Origin of the sequence: Flavobacterium rhamnosiphilum (genome assembly GCF_004349195.1) — a bacterium.
Taxonomy (GTDB): Bacteria; Bacteroidota; Bacteroidia; order Flavobacteriales; family Flavobacteriaceae; genus Flavobacterium; species Flavobacterium rhamnosiphilum.
In genome coordinates, this window is the sequence record NZ_SMLG01000003.1 from 24,139 (window position 1) to 43,683 (window position 19,545).

General features: G+C 36.5%; 17 protein-coding genes and 1 riboswitch. Of the genes, 1 reads left to right on the top strand and 16 read right to left on the bottom strand.

The annotated features are described in order from the left end of the window. Positions 1-5 precede the first annotated feature (5 nt). From E0I26_RS05175 to E0I26_RS05205, 7 genes are all read right to left on the bottom strand, one after another. Positions 6-365, bottom strand: coding sequence for a four helix bundle protein (locus E0I26_RS05175; protein ID WP_131915437.1), 360 nt, complete (start codon positions 363-365; stop codon positions 6-8). A 30-nt stretch (positions 366-395) separates the two neighbouring features. After that, the gene (gene rsgA / locus E0I26_RS05180) at positions 396-1,373 is read right to left on the bottom strand and encodes a ribosome small subunit-dependent GTPase A (protein ID WP_131915438.1); all 978 of its coding nucleotides are present in this window, start codon (positions 1,371-1,373) and stop codon (positions 396-398) included. A gap of 250 nt (positions 1,374-1,623) precedes the next feature. Then, positions 1,624-2,706 (bottom strand): bifunctional 3-deoxy-7-phosphoheptulonate synthase/chorismate mutase type II, encoded by a 1,083-nt coding sequence (locus tag E0I26_RS05185; RefSeq protein ID WP_131915439.1) that lies wholly within the window; start codon positions 2,704-2,706, stop codon positions 1,624-1,626. Positions 2,707-2,790: 84 nt separating this feature from the next. Next, positions 2,791-3,648 (bottom strand): prephenate dehydrogenase, encoded by an 858-nt coding sequence (locus tag E0I26_RS05190; protein WP_131915440.1) that lies wholly within the window; start codon positions 3,646-3,648, stop codon positions 2,791-2,793. 124 nt (positions 3,649-3,772) lie between these two features. After that, the gene (locus tag E0I26_RS05195) at positions 3,773-4,918 is read right to left on the bottom strand and encodes a pyridoxal phosphate-dependent aminotransferase (RefSeq protein WP_131915441.1); all 1,146 of its coding nucleotides are present in this window, start codon (positions 4,916-4,918) and stop codon (positions 3,773-3,775) included. After that, positions 4,915-5,742 carry a prephenate dehydratase gene (locus E0I26_RS05200; protein ID WP_131915442.1) on the bottom strand — a complete coding sequence of 276 codons (828 nt, stop codon included), beginning with the start codon at positions 5,740-5,742 and terminating at the stop codon, positions 4,915-4,917. The genes E0I26_RS05195 and E0I26_RS05200 overlap by 4 nt, the downstream gene beginning before the upstream one ends. Positions 5,743-6,105: 363 nt before the next feature. Next, a complete protein-coding gene (locus E0I26_RS05205; protein WP_131915443.1) occupies positions 6,106-7,353 on the bottom strand; it encodes a dicarboxylate/amino acid:cation symporter in 1,248 nt (415 codons plus the stop codon). 148 nt (positions 7,354-7,501) lie between these two features. Here E0I26_RS05205 and gldA point away from each other — a divergent pair, with 148 nt between their 5' ends. Then, positions 7,502-8,398 carry a gliding motility-associated ABC transporter ATP-binding subunit GldA gene (gene gldA, locus E0I26_RS05210; protein WP_131915444.1) on the top strand — a complete coding sequence of 299 codons (897 nt, stop codon included), beginning with the start codon at positions 7,502-7,504 and terminating at the stop codon, positions 8,396-8,398. Positions 8,399-8,468: 70 nt separating this feature from the next. On the opposite strand, the gene metF is transcribed toward gldA, so the two are convergent. The 9 genes from metF to E0I26_RS05250 all read right to left on the bottom strand — a co-directional run bounded on the left by metF (position 8,469) and on the right by E0I26_RS05250 (position 19,499). Next, positions 8,469-9,425, bottom strand: a complete 957-nt coding sequence (gene metF / locus E0I26_RS05215) for a methylenetetrahydrofolate reductase [NAD(P)H] (RefSeq protein WP_131915445.1) — start codon at positions 9,423-9,425, stop codon at positions 8,469-8,471. Between the two features lie 84 nt (positions 9,426-9,509). Beyond that, positions 9,510-12,191 (bottom strand): methionine synthase, encoded by a 2,682-nt coding sequence (gene metH / locus E0I26_RS05220; RefSeq protein ID WP_131915446.1) that lies wholly within the window; start codon positions 12,189-12,191, stop codon positions 9,510-9,512. A 215-nt stretch (positions 12,192-12,406) separates the two neighbouring features. Further along, positions 12,407-12,544, bottom strand: coding sequence for a hypothetical protein (locus E0I26_RS16465; protein ID WP_165929410.1), 138 nt, complete (start codon positions 12,542-12,544; stop codon positions 12,407-12,409). A gap of 157 nt (positions 12,545-12,701) precedes the next feature. Then, complete coding sequence (locus tag E0I26_RS05225; protein WP_131915447.1) at positions 12,702-13,214, bottom strand: hypothetical protein; 513 nt, start codon at positions 13,212-13,214, stop codon at positions 12,702-12,704. Between the two features lie 87 nt (positions 13,215-13,301). Beyond that, complete coding sequence (locus E0I26_RS05230; RefSeq protein ID WP_131915448.1) at positions 13,302-14,351, bottom strand: homocysteine S-methyltransferase family protein; 1,050 nt, start codon at positions 14,349-14,351, stop codon at positions 13,302-13,304. Between the two features lie 345 nt (positions 14,352-14,696). Continuing rightward, positions 14,697-14,816, bottom strand: a riboswitch (SAM riboswitch). Positions 14,817-14,908: 92 nt separating this feature from the next. After that, positions 14,909-15,961 carry an NAD(P)/FAD-dependent oxidoreductase gene (locus E0I26_RS05235; protein ID WP_131915449.1) on the bottom strand — a complete coding sequence of 351 codons (1,053 nt, stop codon included), beginning with the start codon at positions 15,959-15,961 and terminating at the stop codon, positions 14,909-14,911. 97 nt (positions 15,962-16,058) lie between these two features. Beyond that, on the bottom strand, positions 16,059-16,640 hold the full coding sequence (locus E0I26_RS05240; RefSeq protein ID WP_131915450.1) for a precorrin-2 dehydrogenase/sirohydrochlorin ferrochelatase family protein: 582 nt from the start codon (positions 16,638-16,640) through the stop codon (positions 16,059-16,061). 2 nt (positions 16,641-16,642) lie between these two features. Next, complete coding sequence (cobA, locus tag E0I26_RS05245) at positions 16,643-17,416, bottom strand: uroporphyrinogen-III C-methyltransferase (RefSeq protein ID WP_131915451.1); 774 nt, start codon at positions 17,414-17,416, stop codon at positions 16,643-16,645. Beyond that, positions 17,406-19,499: a HEPN domain-containing protein gene (locus E0I26_RS05250; protein WP_131915452.1), complete on the bottom strand. Its 2,094-nt coding sequence runs from the start codon at positions 19,497-19,499 to the stop codon at positions 17,406-17,408. The genes cobA and E0I26_RS05250 overlap by 11 nt, the downstream gene beginning before the upstream one ends. Positions 19,500-19,545 lie beyond the last annotated feature (46 nt).

The window sequence follows — 19,545 nt, forward strand, 5'->3', positions numbered from 1 at the left end:
CATAATTATTTTTTTAAATTGTTTTTAGTTGAAATAATAATTGAAGCTAAAATTTTATTAATCTCAACTATGTCGGAGTTTAAAGACTGGAATTGAGATTGGTTCAAATATTCAGATTGAAACAATAATTCTAACCAATAATCACTTTCATTAGCTTCTTTTTGTGCAATTGCAAGTTTATGAATAAAATCTGATTTACTTTCTGCGTGTTCTGACTCTCTTACCAATGCACCAATTGAAGTCCCACTACGTAATAATTGTTTACTTAAAACAAATTCCTTCTTTTCAGTACTTAAAAATTGATATAATTTTACAATTCGTAAAGCAAAATCAAATGATTTTATTTTTATAATATTACTTGCCATAATTCATAATTTACCATTCACAATTCAGAACTATTCCCTCGTTTTATCACTGATTATTCGATCCTCATTATGAATATCAGTACGATAATGTTCATCGTCTCCTTCCAGAATTTTAAGATAACTTCTATAACGTGACCAAGCGATTTCGTCTTTTTCTAATGCGGCTTTAATAGCGCAATGCGGTTCGTCTTTATGCAAACAATTATTGAATTTACACTGATCTTTCAACTTAAAAAACTCAGGAAAATAACCACTCACTTCTTCCTTTTCCATGTCCACAATTCCAAAACCTTTGATACCCGGCGTATCGATGATTCTGGCATTAAAAGACAAATCATACATTTCTGCAAAAGTCGTTGTATGCTGTCCTTGTTTACTTGCTTCAGAAATCGTTTTTGTTTTTAAATGCAAAGAAGGTTCCATTGCATTTACCAAAGTTGATTTTCCAACACCGGAATGTCCGGAGAACATGCTCACTTTTCCAATCATCATTTCTTTCAACTCCTCAATCCCTTTCATTTCAGTAGAAGAAACACGCAAACATTTGTATCCAATTTCCTGATATACATGCTGCATGTACAATTGTTCGTCAAGCGTGGCATCGTCAAAAGTATCTATTTTATTAAAAACCAATATCGTTTCAATTCCGTATGCTTCGGCTGTAACCAGAAAACGGTCAATAAAATTAAAAGTTGTTGGCGGATTATTAATGGTGACTAACAAGAAAACCCGATCAATATTAGACGCAATAATATGCATCTGATGGGATAAATTCACTGATTTACGTACGATATAATTTTTTCTGTCGTGAATTTTATAAATGGTTCCCGTAACGGTGTCTGATGTTTCTTCGAGTTCATAATCCACAATATCACCAACAGCAATAGGATTGGTGCTTTTGATTCCTTTAATTCGGAATTTCCCTTTCATACGGCATTCGATAAAATCACCTTGTTCGGATTTTACCGTGTACCAACTTCCTGTAGATTTGTATACTAGTCCTGTCATTTTTTAATTTACAATTTATGAATTCGGTTTTTTGATTTAAAACCTTAGACTTTGCAAAGGTAATTCTTTGTTTTAGGTTTGAAGTTCAAAGTTTAAAGTTTTTCACTTTGAATAACATTACTCCTAACTACAAATAGAAAATCCCCACAACTTTTTTGACAAAAGCTGTGGAGATTGTTTAGTCATGAATACAGATTCCAAAGGTTAATCCAGTACTGCGTCCGCTTAACTTATAACCTCTAATTCTAATTTATGCGTTCAATACTTTTTCTTGGTGACCAATACTTTCCTGGTGAATTGCTTTGAACATTTTTAGCACAAACTCTTCAGTCAATCCTTTTTTCTCCCCTTCTAAAATCATTTTTCCTAGAATTTCGTTCCAACGATTATTTTGTAATACAGCAACGTTAGCGTCTTTTTTCACCTGACCTATTTCGTCAGCTACTTTCATACGTTTTCCTAATAAATCCAATAAAGTAGCATCTAAAACATCTATATTAGCTCTTAATTTAGCCATTTTTTGAGTAAACTCATCTGATACATCATTTACTTTTCTTACTTTCAAATCAATAAAAATTTGTTTCAGTGCAGTCGGAGTTACTTGTTGTGCAGCATCACTCCAAGCATTGTCTGGATCAAAGTGTGTTTCGATAATCATACCGTCATAATTCAAATCCAATGCTTCTTGCGTTACTTCAAGAATCATGTTACGGTCTCCCGTAATGTGCGAAGGATCGATGATTAATGGTAAATCAGGGAATTTGTTTTGTAATTCGATAGCAATCTGCCATTCTGGAATGTTTCTGTATTTTGTTTTTTCGTACGTAGAAAAACCTCTGTGAATTACCCCTAATTTTTCGATCCCCGCATTGTGCAAACGCTCTACTCCGCCTAACCACAAAGATAAATCTGGATTTACCGGATTCTTAACCAATACGATTTTTTTAGTTCCTGCTAAAGCATCTGCAATTTCCTGCATTGCAAAAGGATTTACAGTTGTTCTGGCACCAATCCACAATACATCGATATCATATTCCAAAGCTAATTTTACGTGAGCCGCATTTGCCACTTCCGTTCCCATTAACAATCCTGTTTGTTCTTTAGCTTTTTTCAACCATTTCAACCCTATTTCTCCCACTCCTTCAAATCCTCCCGGACGCGTTCTTGGTTTCCAAATTCCTGCTCTAAAAACACTTACATCAGAATCTTTCAATTCATGTGCAATTTTCAATACTTGCTCTTCTGTTTCAGCACTACAAGGTCCTGCGATCACAAATGGATGAGTCAAATTGAATTCATTCAACCAATTTCTCATTTCTTTCTTGTTTTCCATCTTTTCTAAATTTTATTTTTTATTATGTGTTGTTCTTCTTTTTAAAACTGTTTTCTGAGACTGCGCCTCTCTACTGAAAACGGCTTACTTTTTTACATTAATTCCGTTTAATATTTCTTTTATTTTATTGACACTTTGCATTTCATTATAAATTGCATCGTAATCTTCTTTTTCTAATAATTCTTTAAATTTTGATAAATTCGAAATGTATTCATCCAATGTTTTTACAACCTGTTTCCTGTTTTGTTTAAAAATAGGCGTCCACATTGCTGGGGAACTTTTGGCCAAACGAACCGTACTTTCAAAACCAGAACCTGCCATATCAAAAATATCCTGTTCGTCTTTCTCTTTATTGATTACCGTTTTCCCAAGCATAAAGGCGCTGATATGCGATAAATGAGACACATAAGCGATATGTTTGTCATGTGATTTTGGATCCATGTAACGGATTCTCATTCCCATTGCCGTAAAAAGCTGCAACGCCTTTTCCTGTAATTTGAAAGTCGTTTTCTCTACTTCACAAATGATATTCGTTTTCCCTTGAAACAATCCTTTTATCGCTGCCGATGGCCCTGAAAACTCCGTTCCTGCAATAGGATGCGTGGCAATAAAATTCCTTCTTTTAGGATGATTGGCAACCACTTCACAAATCGGCATTTTAGTAGAACCTACTTCAAAAACAATCGTGTTATTATCAACAACATCTAAAACTCTTGGTAAAACAGTCAGCGCTACATCAACTGGAACCGAAACGATTACAAAGTCTGCATCAACTAAATCATCAAAAGTAGCGCCCGCATCAACAACTCCTAATGCAATTGCTTCCTGTAAATGGCTTTCATTAGTATCAATTCCATAAATTTTGGCTTCCGGATGCAGCGTTTTAATGTCCAATGCCATCGAACCTCCAATTAATCCTATTCCTATTATGTATATTTTCATTTTTTATTCAATTTCAATGTCAATTGCAAAAATCAATGTCAATGTCAAAAATTAATACGGACAAATCTAAATCCCTTTTTACCCGCTTCGGCTCCCCCTCCTTCGGAGGGGGTTGGGGGGAGGACTAAATTCTCTCTATCGCCTCTTGTACTTTTTCCTCTTTTACACAAAGTGCAAATCGTATGTATCCTTCTCCATTAGAACCAAAAATGGTTCCCGGCGTAATAAAGATAGATTTGTCATATAAAATTTCATCAATGAATTTCTCTGCTGATGTAATTCCGTCAGGCAATTTTGCCCAAACAAATAATCCAACTCCTTCCTTATAAACTTTACAACCTAATTTCTCAGCCAATTGTTCGGTAAGGATTCGGCGTTTTCTATAAATCGTATTCATCGATTCAAACCAAGCCTTGTCACTTTTCAAAGCTTCAATTGCTCCTTTTTGAATCCCGTAAAACATTCCGCTGTCCATGTTGCTTTTTACTTTTAGTACGGCATCAATACAAGCTGCATTTCCTAAAACCATTCCAACTCTCCAGCCGGCCATGTTAAAAGTCTTGCTCAAAGAATTCAATTCTAAAGCCACTTCTTTGGCGCCTTCCACTTGCAACAAACTCATCGGATTGTCATTCAAAACAAAACTGTACGGATTGTCATTGACTAATAATATCTGATGTTTTTTGGCGAAAGCCACCAATTTTTCAAATAATTGTAGACTTCCTCTTGCTCCTGTTGGCATGTGCGGATAACCAATCCACATGATTTTCACTTTCGATACATCCAATTTTTCCAAAGCTTCAAAATCAGGCTCCCAATTATTCGCTTCTTTTAAATCATAATAAACCGGCACAGCTCCTACTAAATTCGTCACCGAAGTATAAGTGGGATAGCCTGGATTTGGAATCAACACCTGATCGCCTTCATTCAAAAAAGCCAGTGAAATATGTATAATCCCTTCTTTGGAACCCATTAAAGGCAAAATTTCGTTAGCTGGATTCAACGCTACCTGAAAGTTGTTCTGATAAAAATCAGCTATACCTTGTCGCAATTCCGGCACCCCTTGATAACTTTGGTATTGATGTGCATTTTCATCTTGCATGGCTAGAACCACTGCATCAATCACCGCTTGTGAAGGTTGCAAATCAGGGCTTCCAATTCCCATATTGATGATTGGTTTCCCCTCAGAAGCCAGTTGTCTTACTTCTCTTAACTTGGATGAAAAATAGTATTCTTCAATTATATCCAGACGTTTCGCTGTGTTAATCATGGTTTTGTGTTTTTATATTCGCCTAAAACTTTAAAATATTCTGCCATAATCGCTAATAATGCTTTGGCTTTGGCATAATCTTCATATTCTTCAAAAGTGACATCTACAAAAAAAGAATATTTCCACGGCGTTTCTATTTTTGGCAAAGATTGTATCTTGGTCAAATTCAATTTGCAATCACTCATAACATTCAGAACTGCTGCCAAACTGCCTCGTTTATGATCCAGTTCGAATTTAATAGAAGCCCTGTTAATTTCTTTTTCTGCCACAAATGAATTCTCTTTTTTCAAAATTACAAATCGAGTCATATTATTATTAATCGTTTGTATTTCGGGGAACAAAATTTCTAAATCATACAATTCCGAAGCCGTTTTACTCGCAATTGCAGCAATTCCTTTCAATTGTTTTTGGTGTATTCTTCGTGCTGTTTCGGCAGTATCCTTGTCTTCAACTAATTTTATGTTTGGGTATTTTTTCAGGAATTCCATACATTGCAATAGTGCCATAGGATGTGAATGTACTTCCTGAATATCTTCCATTTTTTGACCTTTTAATGCCATTAAATTCTGATGAATATTCAAATAATGCTCACCTATAATGTGCAAATTATTTTTATCTATCAAAGCGTAATTTGGTATTATCGGCCCTGCAATAGAGTTTTCTATCGCCATAACCGCCTGATCTGACTTACCTGATAAGAGGCTGTCAACCAACTCTTCAAACGACAAACATTCATCAACAGCTACATTCTGATTGAAATATTCCTGTGCCACCTGATGATGAAAAGAACCCGTTATGCCTTGTATTCCAATTATTTCATTCATTTTACAAACTTTTAAGCAAAAAAAAATCCCGATTTGCATCGGGATTGTATATTTATATTATCAATTTAATTTTATAATTAAATAACCATACAACAATCCCTTTCAACTTTCCAGAAGAAATAATAAGAGTTGCTAAAATAAAATCGGTTATTCAACATGATGTTGTTTTTTGTATTAATTTCTATGCAAATGTAGAACATATTTTAACCCAACCAAAAAAAACATTTGATTATATGTAACAAAAAAAGAATTCTTTGTGAAAACTACTTTTTATTACAAAATACCTAAAAAAGAGACTTCTAACCTACCGCTTATTACCGATTTCTAAATGCTTTTTTCAACTAATTCTAACTCAAAAAGCATTTAAACGGTTAAATTCGCCGAAAGCCATTTTTTTCCTTCAGAAATTCGGGTTACTACCATTGCCGAAACCAAATCGCCATTCGCGTTCAATAATGTTGCCATAGGATCAACCAAAGTCCCCACTATCATCGCGGCCGGCAAAGCTTGCTCCATAGGAAACCCATAGACGGTTATCGCCAGAATTTCTCCTATATAACCTCCATTTGGAATTCCGCCCTCGACTACTGAAACAATTACCGTAATTCCCAATGCCACTAGTAAATTATAAGGATCCGTGAAATCTTTACCAAACATGGCAAAAATAACCGCGATTTTTATAATGGACGACATACTCGAACCGTCTTTGTGCAAAGGTGCACCAAGTGGAATAACTACATTCCTGATATGACTCGGGATATTCATTCGTTCCGCGCCTTCCAGATTAGCAGGAATTGTCGCAATGCTGCTGCAGGTTCCCAATGCTGTTAATGAAGGCGTAATATTATTTTTCCAAAATACTTTAAATCCTAATTTCCCTCCGGCGATAAAAGCATACAAACTAAAAAATACGACAAAGTAAAAAGCACAAACCGCATAATAAAGTCCTAAAGGTTTTGCGTAAGCACCAAATAATTGCGGTCCAAAAATCCCGACCTGATACGCAAAATAAGCACCCAAACCTATTGGAGCCGTTTTCATAATCATGTGTAACAATTGCTTCATCACTTCATTTCCTGAATTTAGGAAACGACTGAAATCTTTCCCTTTTTCTCCCGAATGCAAACTGGCAAATCCTATTAAAAAAGAAAATATAATGAGCGCCAGCATATTTTTTCGAGACAACAGTTCAAAGAAGTCACTTGCAGTAAGCAACTGGGTAATTTGTGAACCCGCAGAACTTTCCTGAATGCTTTCCAATGGAATTTTGGAAATGATAATGTCTTGCTGAATGGGAAATAACAACACACCAACAATCATCAAAATGGCCGAAATCAATACTGTACTTAAAAACACGCCAATGACAATTACAAACAATTTTCCAAGTTTCTCTGATTTTTCTAAATTAGCAATCGAAGATGCAATCGTAAAAAATATCAATGGAATGATTGCTGTAAACAATAAATTCAGAAATATATCTCCCAAAGGTTTAATCACTTCTACTCCTTTCCCAAAAACTAAACCTAATATACTTCCTGCCAGAATACCGCCAAGTAGCAATAAAATACTTTTGTAGTTTTTCAAGAAACTGCCCGACTGTGTATTTTTCATATTTATATAGTTTATGGTAAATATATAAATCTAAAATAGAATATCATCTCGCTTTGTAAAACTTTGAAAAAGGTCTTTTTAGCTATTGGGCTACAAAAAACAATAAATCAATACTTTTTCTGTTTACTTTTGTAACAAAATATATTCCATGTCAATAGAAGTTAATAATATATCCAAAAGCTATGGTGCCCAAAAAGCACTGGATAACATTTCATTTTCCATTAATAAAGGAGAAATAGTTGGATTTTTAGGTCCAAACGGAGCCGGGAAATCGACTTTAATGAAAATATTGACCACGTATATTAATGCTGATGAAGGTTCTGCAATCGTAAATGGAAACGATGTAAACACCCAACAAAAAGCCGTTCAGCTTTCCATTGGCTATTTACCGGAACACAATCCGTTGTACTTGGATTTATATGTACGTGAATATTTAGCTTTTAACGCTGATGTGTACAAAGTAGCTAAATCCAGGATCGAAGAAGTAATTCAATTGACAGGTTTAAGTGCCGAAAGTCATAAAAAAATAGGACAATTATCCAAAGGATATCGCCAACGCGTAGGTCTTGCCAATGCGTTATTACACAATCCCGATGTTTTGATTTTGGACGAACCAACAACTGGTTTAGATCCGAACCAATTGATGGAAATTCGTAATGTTATTAAAAACGTAGGAAAAGACAAAACCGTTTTTCTATCTACGCACATTATGCAGGAAGTCGAAGCCATTTGTGACCGCGTTATTATCATCAATAACGGTAAAATTGTTACCGATAAAAAACTGGACAACTTAATTTCTGAAGATGCAGTACAAGTTATCGAAGTAGAATTTGATTATAAAATCGAAGAAGAAGCTATTGCTAAAATCGAAAATCTTGTTTCTTATAGAAATACGCACGATATGATTTGGGAATTGACTTTCAAAGCGGATAAAGACATGCGCCCGGCAGTTTTTGATTTTGCCAATGCCAATGGTTTGAAAACTTTACAACTCAATCAGAAGAATAAAAACTTGGAGGCCGTATTTAGAGAGATTACGAAGTAGTTTACAACTAAAAAAAGCTCGTTTAAATTCATTTTAAACGAGCTTTTTTTTTATGAAATACGATTGAAAATTAAAAAACCTTACTCGCTATTTGTCGAATATTCTCTGATTTTCCCATTGAATAATAATGCAAAACAGGAACACCAGCAGCCTTAAGTTCAAGCGATTGTTGGATTGCCCATTCAATTCCTACTTGTCTGATGTCTGCATTATTTTTGCATTGATCCACGGCGTGAATCAAATCTTCGGGCAAATCGATTCTAAAAATTTGCGGTAATATTTGCAAATGTCTTTGTACCGCAATAGGTTTTATTCCCGGAATAATAGGAACCGTGATTCCCATTTCTCTGGCTTTAGCGACAAACTCGAAATATTTTGCATTGTCAAAAAACATTTGGGTCACCACATAATCGGCACCTGCATCTACTTTTTCTTTCAATCTTTTTAAATCAGATTGTAATGACGGAGATTCCAGATGTTTTTCTGGATAACCCGCAACTCCAATACAAAAATTGGATTTGTTGTCCACCTCCATTACATCATGCAAGTATTTCCCGTTATTCAATTGATAGATTTGTTTTACCAAATCGACTGCAAAATCATTCCCTCCTTGTTTTGGAATAAAATATTGTTCGTCTTTCATGGCATCACCTCGCAAAGCCATCACGTTATCAATTCCCAGATAATGACAATCGACCAATAAATACTCCGTTTCTTCTTTGGTGAAACCTCCACAAAGTACATGCGGAATAGTATCTACATTGTATTTGTGTTTTATGGAAGCGCAAATTCCCAGTGTTCCGGGGCGCATTCTGGTCAGTCTTTTGTCTAATAAGCCGTTGCCTTTGTCAATATAAATAAACTCTTCTCTCGAAGTCGTTACATCTATAAAAGGAGGTTTGAACTCCATCAACGGATCAATATTATCGTATAATTCCTGAATACTTTTTCCCTTTTGTGGCGGAATAATTTCAAATGAGAATAATGTTTTCTCTTTTGCGTCTTCTATATGTTGTGTTACCTTCATGTTTTTAGTTTGTTGTTTATGGTTTGTTGTTGTTCGTTCTGGTTCTAAAACCATAAACTATAAACCAACAACCATAAACCGTTCTTAATCTGCTATATTCGGATTCAGCCATTTCATGGCTTTATCGGTCGAAATACTTCTTCGTTTGGCGTAATCAATGACTTGGTCTTCTTTTATTTTTCCGAGTCCAAAATACTTGCTTTCGGGATTTCCAAAATAATAACCTGAAACAGAAGAAGCAGGCCACATCGCCATACTTTCCGTTAAAGTCACTCCAATTTCTTTTTCAACATTTAATAATTTCCAAATCGTTGGTTTTTCTAAATGGTCGGGACAAGCCGGATAACCTGGTGCTGGACGAATTCCTTTGTACACTTCATCAATCATTGCTTCGGTAGTTAAAGCCTCATCGGCAGCATAACCCCAAATTTCTTTTCTTACTTTTTCATGCAAATATTCGGCAAAGGCTTCCGCAAAACGATCCGCCAATGCTTTGACCATAATCGAGTTATAATCGTCTAAATCTCTTTCAAATTCAGCCGCCCATTCATCTACACCAAAACCGGTCGTCACACAAAATGCACCCATATAATCGGTTTTACCGCTGTCTTTCGGAGCAATAAAATCAGACAAAGCAATGTTTGGAGCTCCTTTCGTTTTTTGTGATTGCTGACGCAACGTCAAGAATTTCTCTAATACTTTTCCGTTTTCATCACTCAATTCAATATCATCATCATTCACTTGATTGGCAGGAAAAATTCCGTAAATACCTTTGGCAGTTAGTTTCTTTTCTCTCAAAATCACTTCCAACATTTCCTGCGCATCCGCAAAAACCGAAGTGGCTTGTTCGCCTACCACTTCATCCGTTAAAATCGCTGGATATTTTCCGAACAATTCCCAAGTTCTAAAAAACGGAGTCCAGTCAATATACGGAACCAAAACATCCAAATCGACTTCGATGGTTTGTTCTCCAATTATATTTGGTTTTACAGGAGTAAAATTCTCCCAATCCAATTGCAATTTATTTTTACGAGCTTGCTCAATGGTCAAGAAATTTTTGTCGCGCGAACGGTTCAAAAACGTCTCTCTAAACGCATCGTATTCTGCTCTAATATCACTTGCGTATAATTTTTTATCCTTGTTCAATAAACTTCCAGCAACCGTTACGGCTCTCGAAGCATCATTTACGTGAATAACCGTTTCTCTATATTGTGGCGCAATTTTCACCGCTGTATGCGCACGCGAAGTCGTTGCCCCACCGATCATTATTGGAATTTTCAGCCCTCTTTTATCTAATTCCTTGGCGAGATAAACCATTTCGTCTAGTGACGGTGTGATCAATCCGCTTAACCCGATAATATCCACATTGTGTTCTATGGCCGCAGCAATAATTTTTTCGGGAGGCACCATTACGCCCAAATCTACAATCTCATAATTATTACACGCAAGCACCACGCTTACAATGTTTTTACCAATATCGTGTACATCTCCTTTTACGGTTGCCATCAGGATTTTTCCATTCCCTTGTTTGTCGCCAGCCTGTTTACTTGCTTCAATATAAGGCAACAAATAGGCCACGGCTTTTTTCATTACCCGAGCCGATTTTACCACTTGCGGCAAAAACATTTTACCCGAACCAAACAAATCCCCAACAACATTCATTCCTGTCATTAAGTTGATTTCAATAACTTCGATGGGTTTTGTAGCTTCCAATCGAGCTTCTTCAACATCAATTTCTATAAAGGCATCAACCCCTTTTACAAGTGAGTGCGTGATACGCTCTTGAACCGTTCCCGAACGCCATTCTTGAACCGCTTTCTCATTGCTCTTTACATCTCCTTTTACATTTTCGGCAAAGTCCAAAAGTCTTTCCGTTGCATCGTCTCGTCTGTTTAGAATTACATCTTCAACGTGTTCTAATAAATCCTTTGGAATTTCGTCATAAATAGACAACATTTCAGGATTTACGATTCCCATCGTCATTCCGTTTTGAATTGCGTGGTATAAAAACACCGAGTGCATTGCTTCCCGAACCGTGTCATTTCCTCTAAACGAGAACGAAACATTACTTACGCCTCCGCTAATATGCGCATGAGGAAGATTTTCCCTAACCCATTTTGTCCCTCTAAAGAAATCTAAAGCATTCAGGCGGTGCTCCTCCATACCTGTCGCAACTGGAAATATATTCAAATCGAAAATGATATCCTGTGGAGGAAAACCAACTTTGTTTACCAAAATGTCATATGACCGTTGGCAAATTTCTACTCTACGTTCGTAATTATCGGCTTGCCCGACCTCATCAAAAGCCATAATAATTGCCGCAGCTCCGTAGCGTTTAATCAATTTGGCGTGATGAATAAATTGTTCTTCCCCTTCTTTTAATGAAATAGAATTTACGACACTCTTTCCCTGAACTACTTTTAAACCCGCCTCGATAATATCCCATTTCGAGCTGTCAATCATTATCGGAACTCTAGAAATATCAGGTTCCGCAGCGATTAAATTCAGAAATTTTGTCATTGCATATTCACCATCAAGCATTCCTTCATCCATATTAATATCGATGATTTGTGCTCCTCCTTCCACTTGTTCTTTAGCTATGCTGAGTGCTTCTTCGTATTTTTCCTCCTTAATTAATCGAAGGAATTTTCTAGAACCCGTAACATTGGTTCGTTCACCAATGTTTACAAAAACGCTGTTGGGCGTAATGATTAAAGGCTCTAGTCCCGATAATACCAAGTTTTTTCTAGTTTCTGCGTGTGCCATTTTTGTTTTGTTTGATCCTGCAAGGTTTCTAAAACCTTGTAGGTTTAATCTTTTTATTGTTTTTTTGACTACAGCTTTTTAAAAACATATAGCTATCTTTTATCTTTATTCAATAACACTTTTTGGGCGTGTCCCAAGGGTCGGGCTATTCGTTTCAAGTCCTCGACAAATTCCGCTATCGCTTCATTTGTCTGTGGGCTTTTCACTGCTATCCCTCACGCGGGTTTGTGCATTGCATCAATGTTTTTATTTTCATCAACATCGGAATGAATTCCGCTGCAATTGACATTTTCTTTTTCAACCAATAGAATAAATTCCGTTCCTACAAAATGTACCGTTCCTACGGGACTCAAATCTCACCAACTCGTTTGTCATTCCGACGAAGGAGGAATCTCATTATGTGATTCCTCCTTCGTCGGAATGACAAAAATCACACTTTATATTTTTGTTCTCATTATCGGCGCGGATTGTAAATCCTCGCTATCAGAGTGATGTCTATCGAAAATCGTTTTACTTCGCTAAATAATATTTTACCGCAACTAGTGTTAAAGATTTTATCTTACCAATTTCCAAACTAGATTCCTTGTCATAAGAGAAAATACAACTAGATTTAGCCTCTATTTTCGAACAAGTAGAAATTGCACCATTTGAATAACCTCCAGAAGATTCTAGTCCATCAGCATCAACAGTTAGAACTGGAAACCCGTTTACCGAGAAATCACTTAAGTTATTCAGTTTAATTTCGAATTGCAATCTACTTGTATTTTTACCCGTGTCTGGGGTAAAATTAAAGCTCAACACTTCGTAAGAAAAATTCGTAAGTGTTTTCGATTCACTTATTGGTGTTATTACGTAATCACAAGAAACCTCTCTAGTACTTTCCGGGTAATAAGAAGACCCTGTTGGAGTGTGAATACTATAAGCAGGAATAGTAATTGTTTTCACACAATCTTTATCAGAGGAACATCCAAAAATAAAAACACCACTCATTAATGAGAATAATAATTTAGAAAATTTAGTCATTTTTTTTTTAAGATATTGAATTCGTTGTTTTTCATCAAATATAAGTAAAAGCGGAATTACAATCCGGACCCATTCCACTTGTTTCGTTTACATCGTCGCTGTCGAAACCCTCGGTTTATACTCCTTGGCTATGTCTGCGATCAACTTGATGTGTTCTGGGGTTGTTCCGCAACAACCGCCTATGATGTTTATTAAATTATCGTCTAAATATTCTTTGATGAAGGCTTGCATTTGTTCTGGAGTTTCATCGTATTCTCCAAAGGCATTTGGCAATCCTGCATTTGGATGTGCCGATACATTGAAGGAAGTGTTTTGCGCCAATGTTTGCAAGTACGGTTTCAACAAATCGGCTCCCAAAGCACAATTAAAACCTACGCTCAACAATGGAATATGCGAAACAGAAATCAAAAAAGCTTCTACCGTTTGACCCGAAAGTGTTCTTCCTGATGCATCGGTTATCGTACCTGAAACCATGATGGGAATATCGATATTGCGTTCGTCTTTGACTTCTTCTATAGCGAAAAGGGCTGCTTTTGCATTTAAGGTGTCAAAAATAGTTTCCACCAAAAGTAAATCGCAACCACCGTCCATCAAGGCTTCTACTTGTTGTTTGTAGGCAATGCGTAAATCATCAAATGTTACGGCTCTATATCCTGGATCGTTTACATCGGGTGACATGCTCGCCGTTCTGTTTGTTGGGCCTATTGAACCCGCCACAAAACGAGGTTTGTCTGGATTTTTTGCCGTAAATTCATCCGCTACTTCACGGGCTATTCGTGCCGATTCGTAGTTAAGTTCGTAAACGTATTCTTCCAGATAATAATCGGCCATACCGATGGTGGTTCCAGAAAAAGTGTTGGTTTCTACGATATCAGCTCCCGCTTCAAAATAGGCTGCGTGAACTGCTTTGATGGCTTGCGGTTGTGTGAGCGACAATAAATCGTTATTCCCTTTGAGAGAATGTGGAAAATCTTTGAAACGTTCGCCTCGAAAATCTTCCTCGGAGAAATTATAACGTTGCAACATGGTTCCCATTGCTCCATCGAGCACGAGTATTCTCTTTTTTATTTCTTCTTGAATTGTCCCCCTAACCCCCGAAGGGGAAACTCCTAAACTATCTTTTGAAATGTTTGACATAACTTTTTATTTCTTGTAAATCTCGATATGTATCGGGATTTATACTTTTGATTAATAATTACAAAGGTTCACTATTTTAGCTCTTTAGCCCCGATTACTTCACTTGATTTCTATTTTCATAGGAGTTCAGTGAACTACGTTTGCAGCGGTATCCTTTTTTTTATTTTACCCTGTCAGGGTTTAAAACCCTGACAGGGTAAAATAAAAAAAAGATATAGCGTAAAGCGGGAACGGTATTGGCAGAAAAACGCCAATTGTTCGCTCCTGATACTGAAATTAATTCAGTAAGCTAAATATCGATATGTTGTCAAGAAAAGGTTTGAGAAATACTAAGTGAGTATTCGTGTGTTATCTATCTTAGATACTGAAACTGGTTCCGTATAAAGTAGAATGTAGCACCTTCTTTAAAGATAAAGGGTTGCTAAGGTTTCATTGGGTCTTTCCCTCCGCCTTTCGTGATAACTTTCAATAAATATATGAACAGTGCAAAGTAAAGACATAGCGCTAATACTTGCAAGTATTAGCGCTATATTTTTTAACTAGTTTGTATTAAGTTGTTAAACTATGGCTTTCACCACGGCTTTTGGAGCTTCTTTACGGGTTCCGTCAAATCCGTCAACACCAGAAACTGTAGTATATTTCAATACATATTTTTTACCCGGGTTGATGATTTGGTACGCTGCCTGACACATTAAAGTCGCTTCGTGGAATCCGCAAAGGATCAACTTTAATTTTCCTGGATAGGTATTTACGTCACCAATGGCAAAAATTCCCGGAATATTCGTTTGATAATCCAAGGCATTATTTACTTTGATAGCATTTTTTTCGATTTCTAATCCCCAGTCTCCGATAGGTCCTAATTTTGGTGTTAATCCAAAAAGTGGAATAAAATAATCGGTAGGAATGGTTCTGTGCGCTCCATTTTCCTCAATGTCAATTGATTCTAAATGTTCGGCTCCATTCAAACCAACTACTTCTGCTGGTGTGATCATTTTTATTTTTCCTAAATTCTTCAATTCCTGCACTTTTTCTACCGAATCTAATGCGCCTCTAAATTCATTTCTACGGTGAATTAAAGTTACCTCAGAAGCTACATTCGACAAGAAAATACTCCAGTCTAAAGCTGAATCACCGCCTCCGGCAATCACGACTCTTTTGTCCCTGAATTTTTCCGGATTTTTGATGAAATACTTGATTCCTTTATCTTCGTAAAATTCGATATCTTCGATCAATGGTTTTCTTGGTTCAAAACTTCCTAATCCACCTGCAATCGCAATTACTGGTGCATGAAATCTTTTCCCTTTATTTGAGGTTACTATGAAACTTCCGTCTTCCTGTTTTTCGATTGTTTCGGCACGTTCTCCCAGCGTGAATCCCGGTTCAAACTGCTTGATTTGTTCCATTAAATTATCAACCAAATCACCCGCCAATACTTCAGGAAATCCTGGAATATCATAAATAGGTTTTTTTGGATATAATTCAGATAATTGCCCGCCGGCTTGTGGCAAGGCATCTAAAATATGGCATTTTAATTTTAACAATCCTGCTTCAAAAACTGCAAATAAACCTGTCGGTCCGGCTCCTATTATAAGTATGTCTGTTTTAACCATTTTATTTATTGTTTGTAATCATTCTTAATAAGTACAAATAAACGAATTATTATTATACATTTATATGATTTATATCATTCATTTATTTGTGACTGTTCTATTCTTTATTTTTTAATGCTTCTGTAATTTCATTCATTTTCTGCACTTTTTCTTCGAAATTCCCTTTCAAGGTTTTGCGATATTCATTTAGGTTTTCGACCATTTTGTTGATATCGTCCGGGATTATTTCTTCGAAAAACTCCCGTAATCTTTTGGCTGTTGTAGGTGATTTTCCGTTTGTCGAAATCGCAATTTTCACATTTCCTTTGGTTACAATGCCACCCAAATAATAGTCACATAAATCAGGTGTATCAGCAATATTGCAAATCAAGTATCTTTTTCTGGACAAATCAAACACTCTTTTATTGACTTTCAAATCATCGGTACAGGCAATAACCATGTGCCTTTTCTTCAACATTTTTTTCTTGAACTTGGCTTTAGTCAATTTCACCGAAGGATGTTTTTCAACCAACTCTTCCAATTCTGGCAAAAACTTTGGCGCCACCACCTCAACATTTGCATTTGGACTGGATTTCAGCATAAATGATAACTTTTCTAAACCCACATTTCCTCCGCCTACAATAAGCACATTGAGGTTGTGTAGTTTTAAAAAAATAGGATATAATTCGTTCCTGTCCATTGTTATCTTATTTCTGATGCTATAAATTCTTCGTAAAATCCTTTCAACTTATTACTTTCTCTAACCACTTCACCAATAACAATTATTGCCGGCGAACTTAATTTGTTCTCAGTGACAACCTGTTGAATGGTATCTATAGTCCCAACGCCTATTTTTTCATCTGGCATAGTTCCGTTTTGAATGATCGCTACGGGAGTTTCCCCTTTGGATTCCTTTTGAAACAAGGCAATAATTTGTTCCAATTTGCTCATCCCCATCAAGATTACCACTGTTGCCGAAGACTGTGCTGCCAAAGCAACATCGTTCGATAATTTCCTGGCGGAGGTCGTGCCGGTTATTACCCAAAAACTTTCGGACACTCCTCTTTTGGTCAAAGAAATCCCTTGATAAGCGGGAACTGCAATGGATGAAGAGATCCCAGGAATAACAAAGGTAGGAATTCCAAAGCTTTCTACATACTCTATTTCTTCGCTTCCTCGTCCAAATATAAATGGATCACCGCCTTTTAATCGAACCACATTTCCATACGTAAGCGCATTATCCACAATCAACTGATTGATTTGATCTTGCGAATATTCATGACAGCCTTTTCTTTTTCCAACAAATATTTTAATGGATTTCTTTGGCGCATAAGTCAAGATTTCCTCATTAGCCAAAGCATCATACAAAACCACTTGAGCTTCGGCAAGTGCTTTTGCGCCTTTGATGGTAAGCAAATCAGGATCTCCCGGACCTGCTCCAACTAAGGTTACGAATGGTTTTACTTTATTTCTCATCTGCTAAATCTTTTGCTCTATACGATTCTATATTTTCAAAAAAGGCTGCTGCTTCTTGAATGTATTTTTGTGCAAATTCCCCCGAAGGTTCATTTTGGTTGATTTGATATACCAAATCTCTTAACGAAGACTCCAATACAATTTTATTGGTTTCAATAAAAACAGTATCAAACAAATCGATAATTCCTGCGTGATTATTGGTCTTTTGATTTTCGGCAAGCAATAATGCTTTGGCACCATTTACAAAACCGGCATACGCCAAATAAATAGCATCTGCCCATTTTTTGTCATCAAAAGCTTCTTGAGCAAACGTTAATTTGTCTTTAGCTTCAAATAATAATGTAGTTACTAAATCAATTACAACACCCGCACATTCACCAACTCCAACTGCTTTTACGTAATTATCGGCATTTCCCCAATCCACGAAATCAGCTTCGGTCAAATTAGTCACATCGGCTAATGGTTTCAAGAACTCATAGAAATACTTCTCTCCTTTGGCATCATAATAATTCAAGAATGATTGTCCGTTTGCATTCGCTTCAAAATCATTTAAGATAAAACGCAACGCATCAGGTCCTCTTCTGCTTGGAATTTTGATCACTTTATCCGAAAATCTTCCTGATCCATTTCCTAAATTTCCTCCGCCTAATAAAACTTGTAACGCAGGCGCCACTAATTTCCCTGCATTAATAGACATTCCCTGGAAACCAATTTCGGCCATATTGTGTTGTCCACAAGCATTCATACAACCACTGATTTTAATCGTGATTTCTTGATTGTTGCTGTATTGTGGATATTCTGTTTCCAAAACTCTTTCCAGTTCTACTGCAATTCCGGTGCTGCTTGCAATCCCAAGATTACACGTATCCGTTCCCGGACAAGCGGTGATATCGGCTGTGGAATTGTATCCTAAATCAACAAAATTAAGCTTAGCCAATTCTTGGTAGAAAAATGGTAAATTTTCTTCTTTTACATGGCGAATCAAAATATCCTGTCTCAAAGTAAAACGCAATTCATTAGCTGCATAATTTTTTATCAATTCGGCTAATAATCTTGCTTTGTCTGTATAAAAATCTCCTAAAAGCACTTTAATTCCAATCGCTACATAACCCACTTGTTTCTGAGGAAAAACATTTGATTTTTTCCAAGCTTCGAAAGCAGCAGTATCTTCAAGTACTACTTTTGGAGCTTCCAATAAAGGAGCTGGAATTTCACTATCAAAAGCAGTCGTATCGATTTCGACCGTTTGGTAAGACAAGGCTTTTTTCTCTTCTTCCACCAATCGCAAAAATTCGTCTCTCCCAATATCCTTGATTAAGAATTTCATACGGGCTTTCAAACGTTTCGCTCTTTCGCCATAGCGATCAAAAATTCTCAAAACGCCTTCGGTTGTTGGGATAATTTGGTTTACCGGAATAAATTCCGATAATAATTCCGCATGACTGGGTTGAGAACCTAATCCACCACCAAGCATTACTTTGAAACCTCTTTCGCCATTTACAATTTTTGGAATAAAACCTAAATCATGTAAATAACTCAATCCTGTATCTTTATCCGAAGAAGAAAATGACATTTTGAATTTACGTCCCATTTCCTGACAAACTGGGTTTCTCAAGAAAAATTGAAACAAAGCGTGTGCATAAGGCGATACATCAAAAGGTTCATCCACATCAATTCCCGCTGTTTCACTGGCCGTAATATTTCTTACTGTATTTCCACAAGCTTCTCTCAAAGTAACATCATCTTTCTCTAATTCAGCCCAAAGTTCTGGCGTTCTGTCCAAACTTACGTAGTGAATCTGAATATCCTGACGCGTTGTAATGTGTAAACGCCCAGTTGAATATTCATCAGAAACTTTAGTAATACGCAACAATTGTTCGCTTGTCACTTTTCCAAATGGCAATTTGATACGAATCATTTGGACACCTTCCTGACGCTGACCGTAAACTCCTCTCGCCAAACGAAGGCTTCGGAAACGTTCGTCATCAATTTTTCCTTCTTTGAATAAACGTATCTTTTTCTCTAAATCGATGATGTCTTTTTGGACAATCGGATCTTCTATTTCGTTTCTAAAACTTTGCATCTGTAGTTATGTTTATCCTCCCCCCGGCCCCCTCCGAAGGAGGGGG

Coding starts and splice junctions, on each gene's coding strand:
- E0I26_RS05175 (WP_131915437.1), bottom strand. CDS start 365: ATGGCAAGTAATATTATAAAAATAAAATCATTTGATTTTGCTTTACGA.
- rsgA (WP_131915438.1), bottom strand. CDS start 1,373: ATGACAGGACTAGTATACAAATCTACAGGAAGTTGGTACACGGTAAAA.
- E0I26_RS05185 (WP_131915439.1), bottom strand. CDS start 2,706: ATGGAAAACAAGAAAGAAATGAGAAATTGGTTGAATGAATTCAATTTG.
- E0I26_RS05190 (WP_131915440.1), bottom strand. CDS start 3,648: ATGAAAATATACATAATAGGAATAGGATTAATTGGAGGTTCGATGGCA.
- E0I26_RS05195 (WP_131915441.1), bottom strand. CDS start 4,918: ATGATTAACACAGCGAAACGTCTGGATATAATTGAAGAATACTATTTT.
- E0I26_RS05200 (WP_131915442.1), bottom strand. CDS start 5,742: ATGAATGAAATAATTGGAATACAAGGCATAACGGGTTCTTTTCATCAT.
- E0I26_RS05205 (WP_131915443.1), bottom strand. CDS start 7,353: ATGAAAAATACACAGTCGGGCAGTTTCTTGAAAAACTACAAAAGTATT.
- gldA (WP_131915444.1), top strand. CDS start 7,502: ATGTCAATAGAAGTTAATAATATATCCAAAAGCTATGGTGCCCAAAAA.
- metF (WP_131915445.1), bottom strand. CDS start 9,425: ATGAAGGTAACACAACATATAGAAGACGCAAAAGAGAAAACATTATTC.
- metH (WP_131915446.1), bottom strand. CDS start 12,191: ATGGCACACGCAGAAACTAGAAAAAACTTGGTATTATCGGGACTAGAG.
- E0I26_RS05225 (WP_131915447.1), bottom strand. CDS start 13,214: ATGACTAAATTTTCTAAATTATTATTCTCATTAATGAGTGGTGTTTTT.
- E0I26_RS05230 (WP_131915448.1), bottom strand. CDS start 14,351: ATGTCAAACATTTCAAAAGATAGTTTAGGAGTTTCCCCTTCGGGGGTT.
- E0I26_RS05235 (WP_131915449.1), bottom strand. CDS start 15,961: ATGGTTAAAACAGACATACTTATAATAGGAGCCGGACCGACAGGTTTA.
- E0I26_RS05240 (WP_131915450.1), bottom strand. CDS start 16,640: ATGGACAGGAACGAATTATATCCTATTTTTTTAAAACTACACAACCTC.
- cobA (WP_131915451.1), bottom strand. CDS start 17,416: ATGAGAAATAAAGTAAAACCATTCGTAACCTTAGTTGGAGCAGGTCCG.
- E0I26_RS05250 (WP_131915452.1), bottom strand. CDS start 19,499: ATGCAAAGTTTTAGAAACGAAATAGAAGATCCGATTGTCCAAAAAGAC.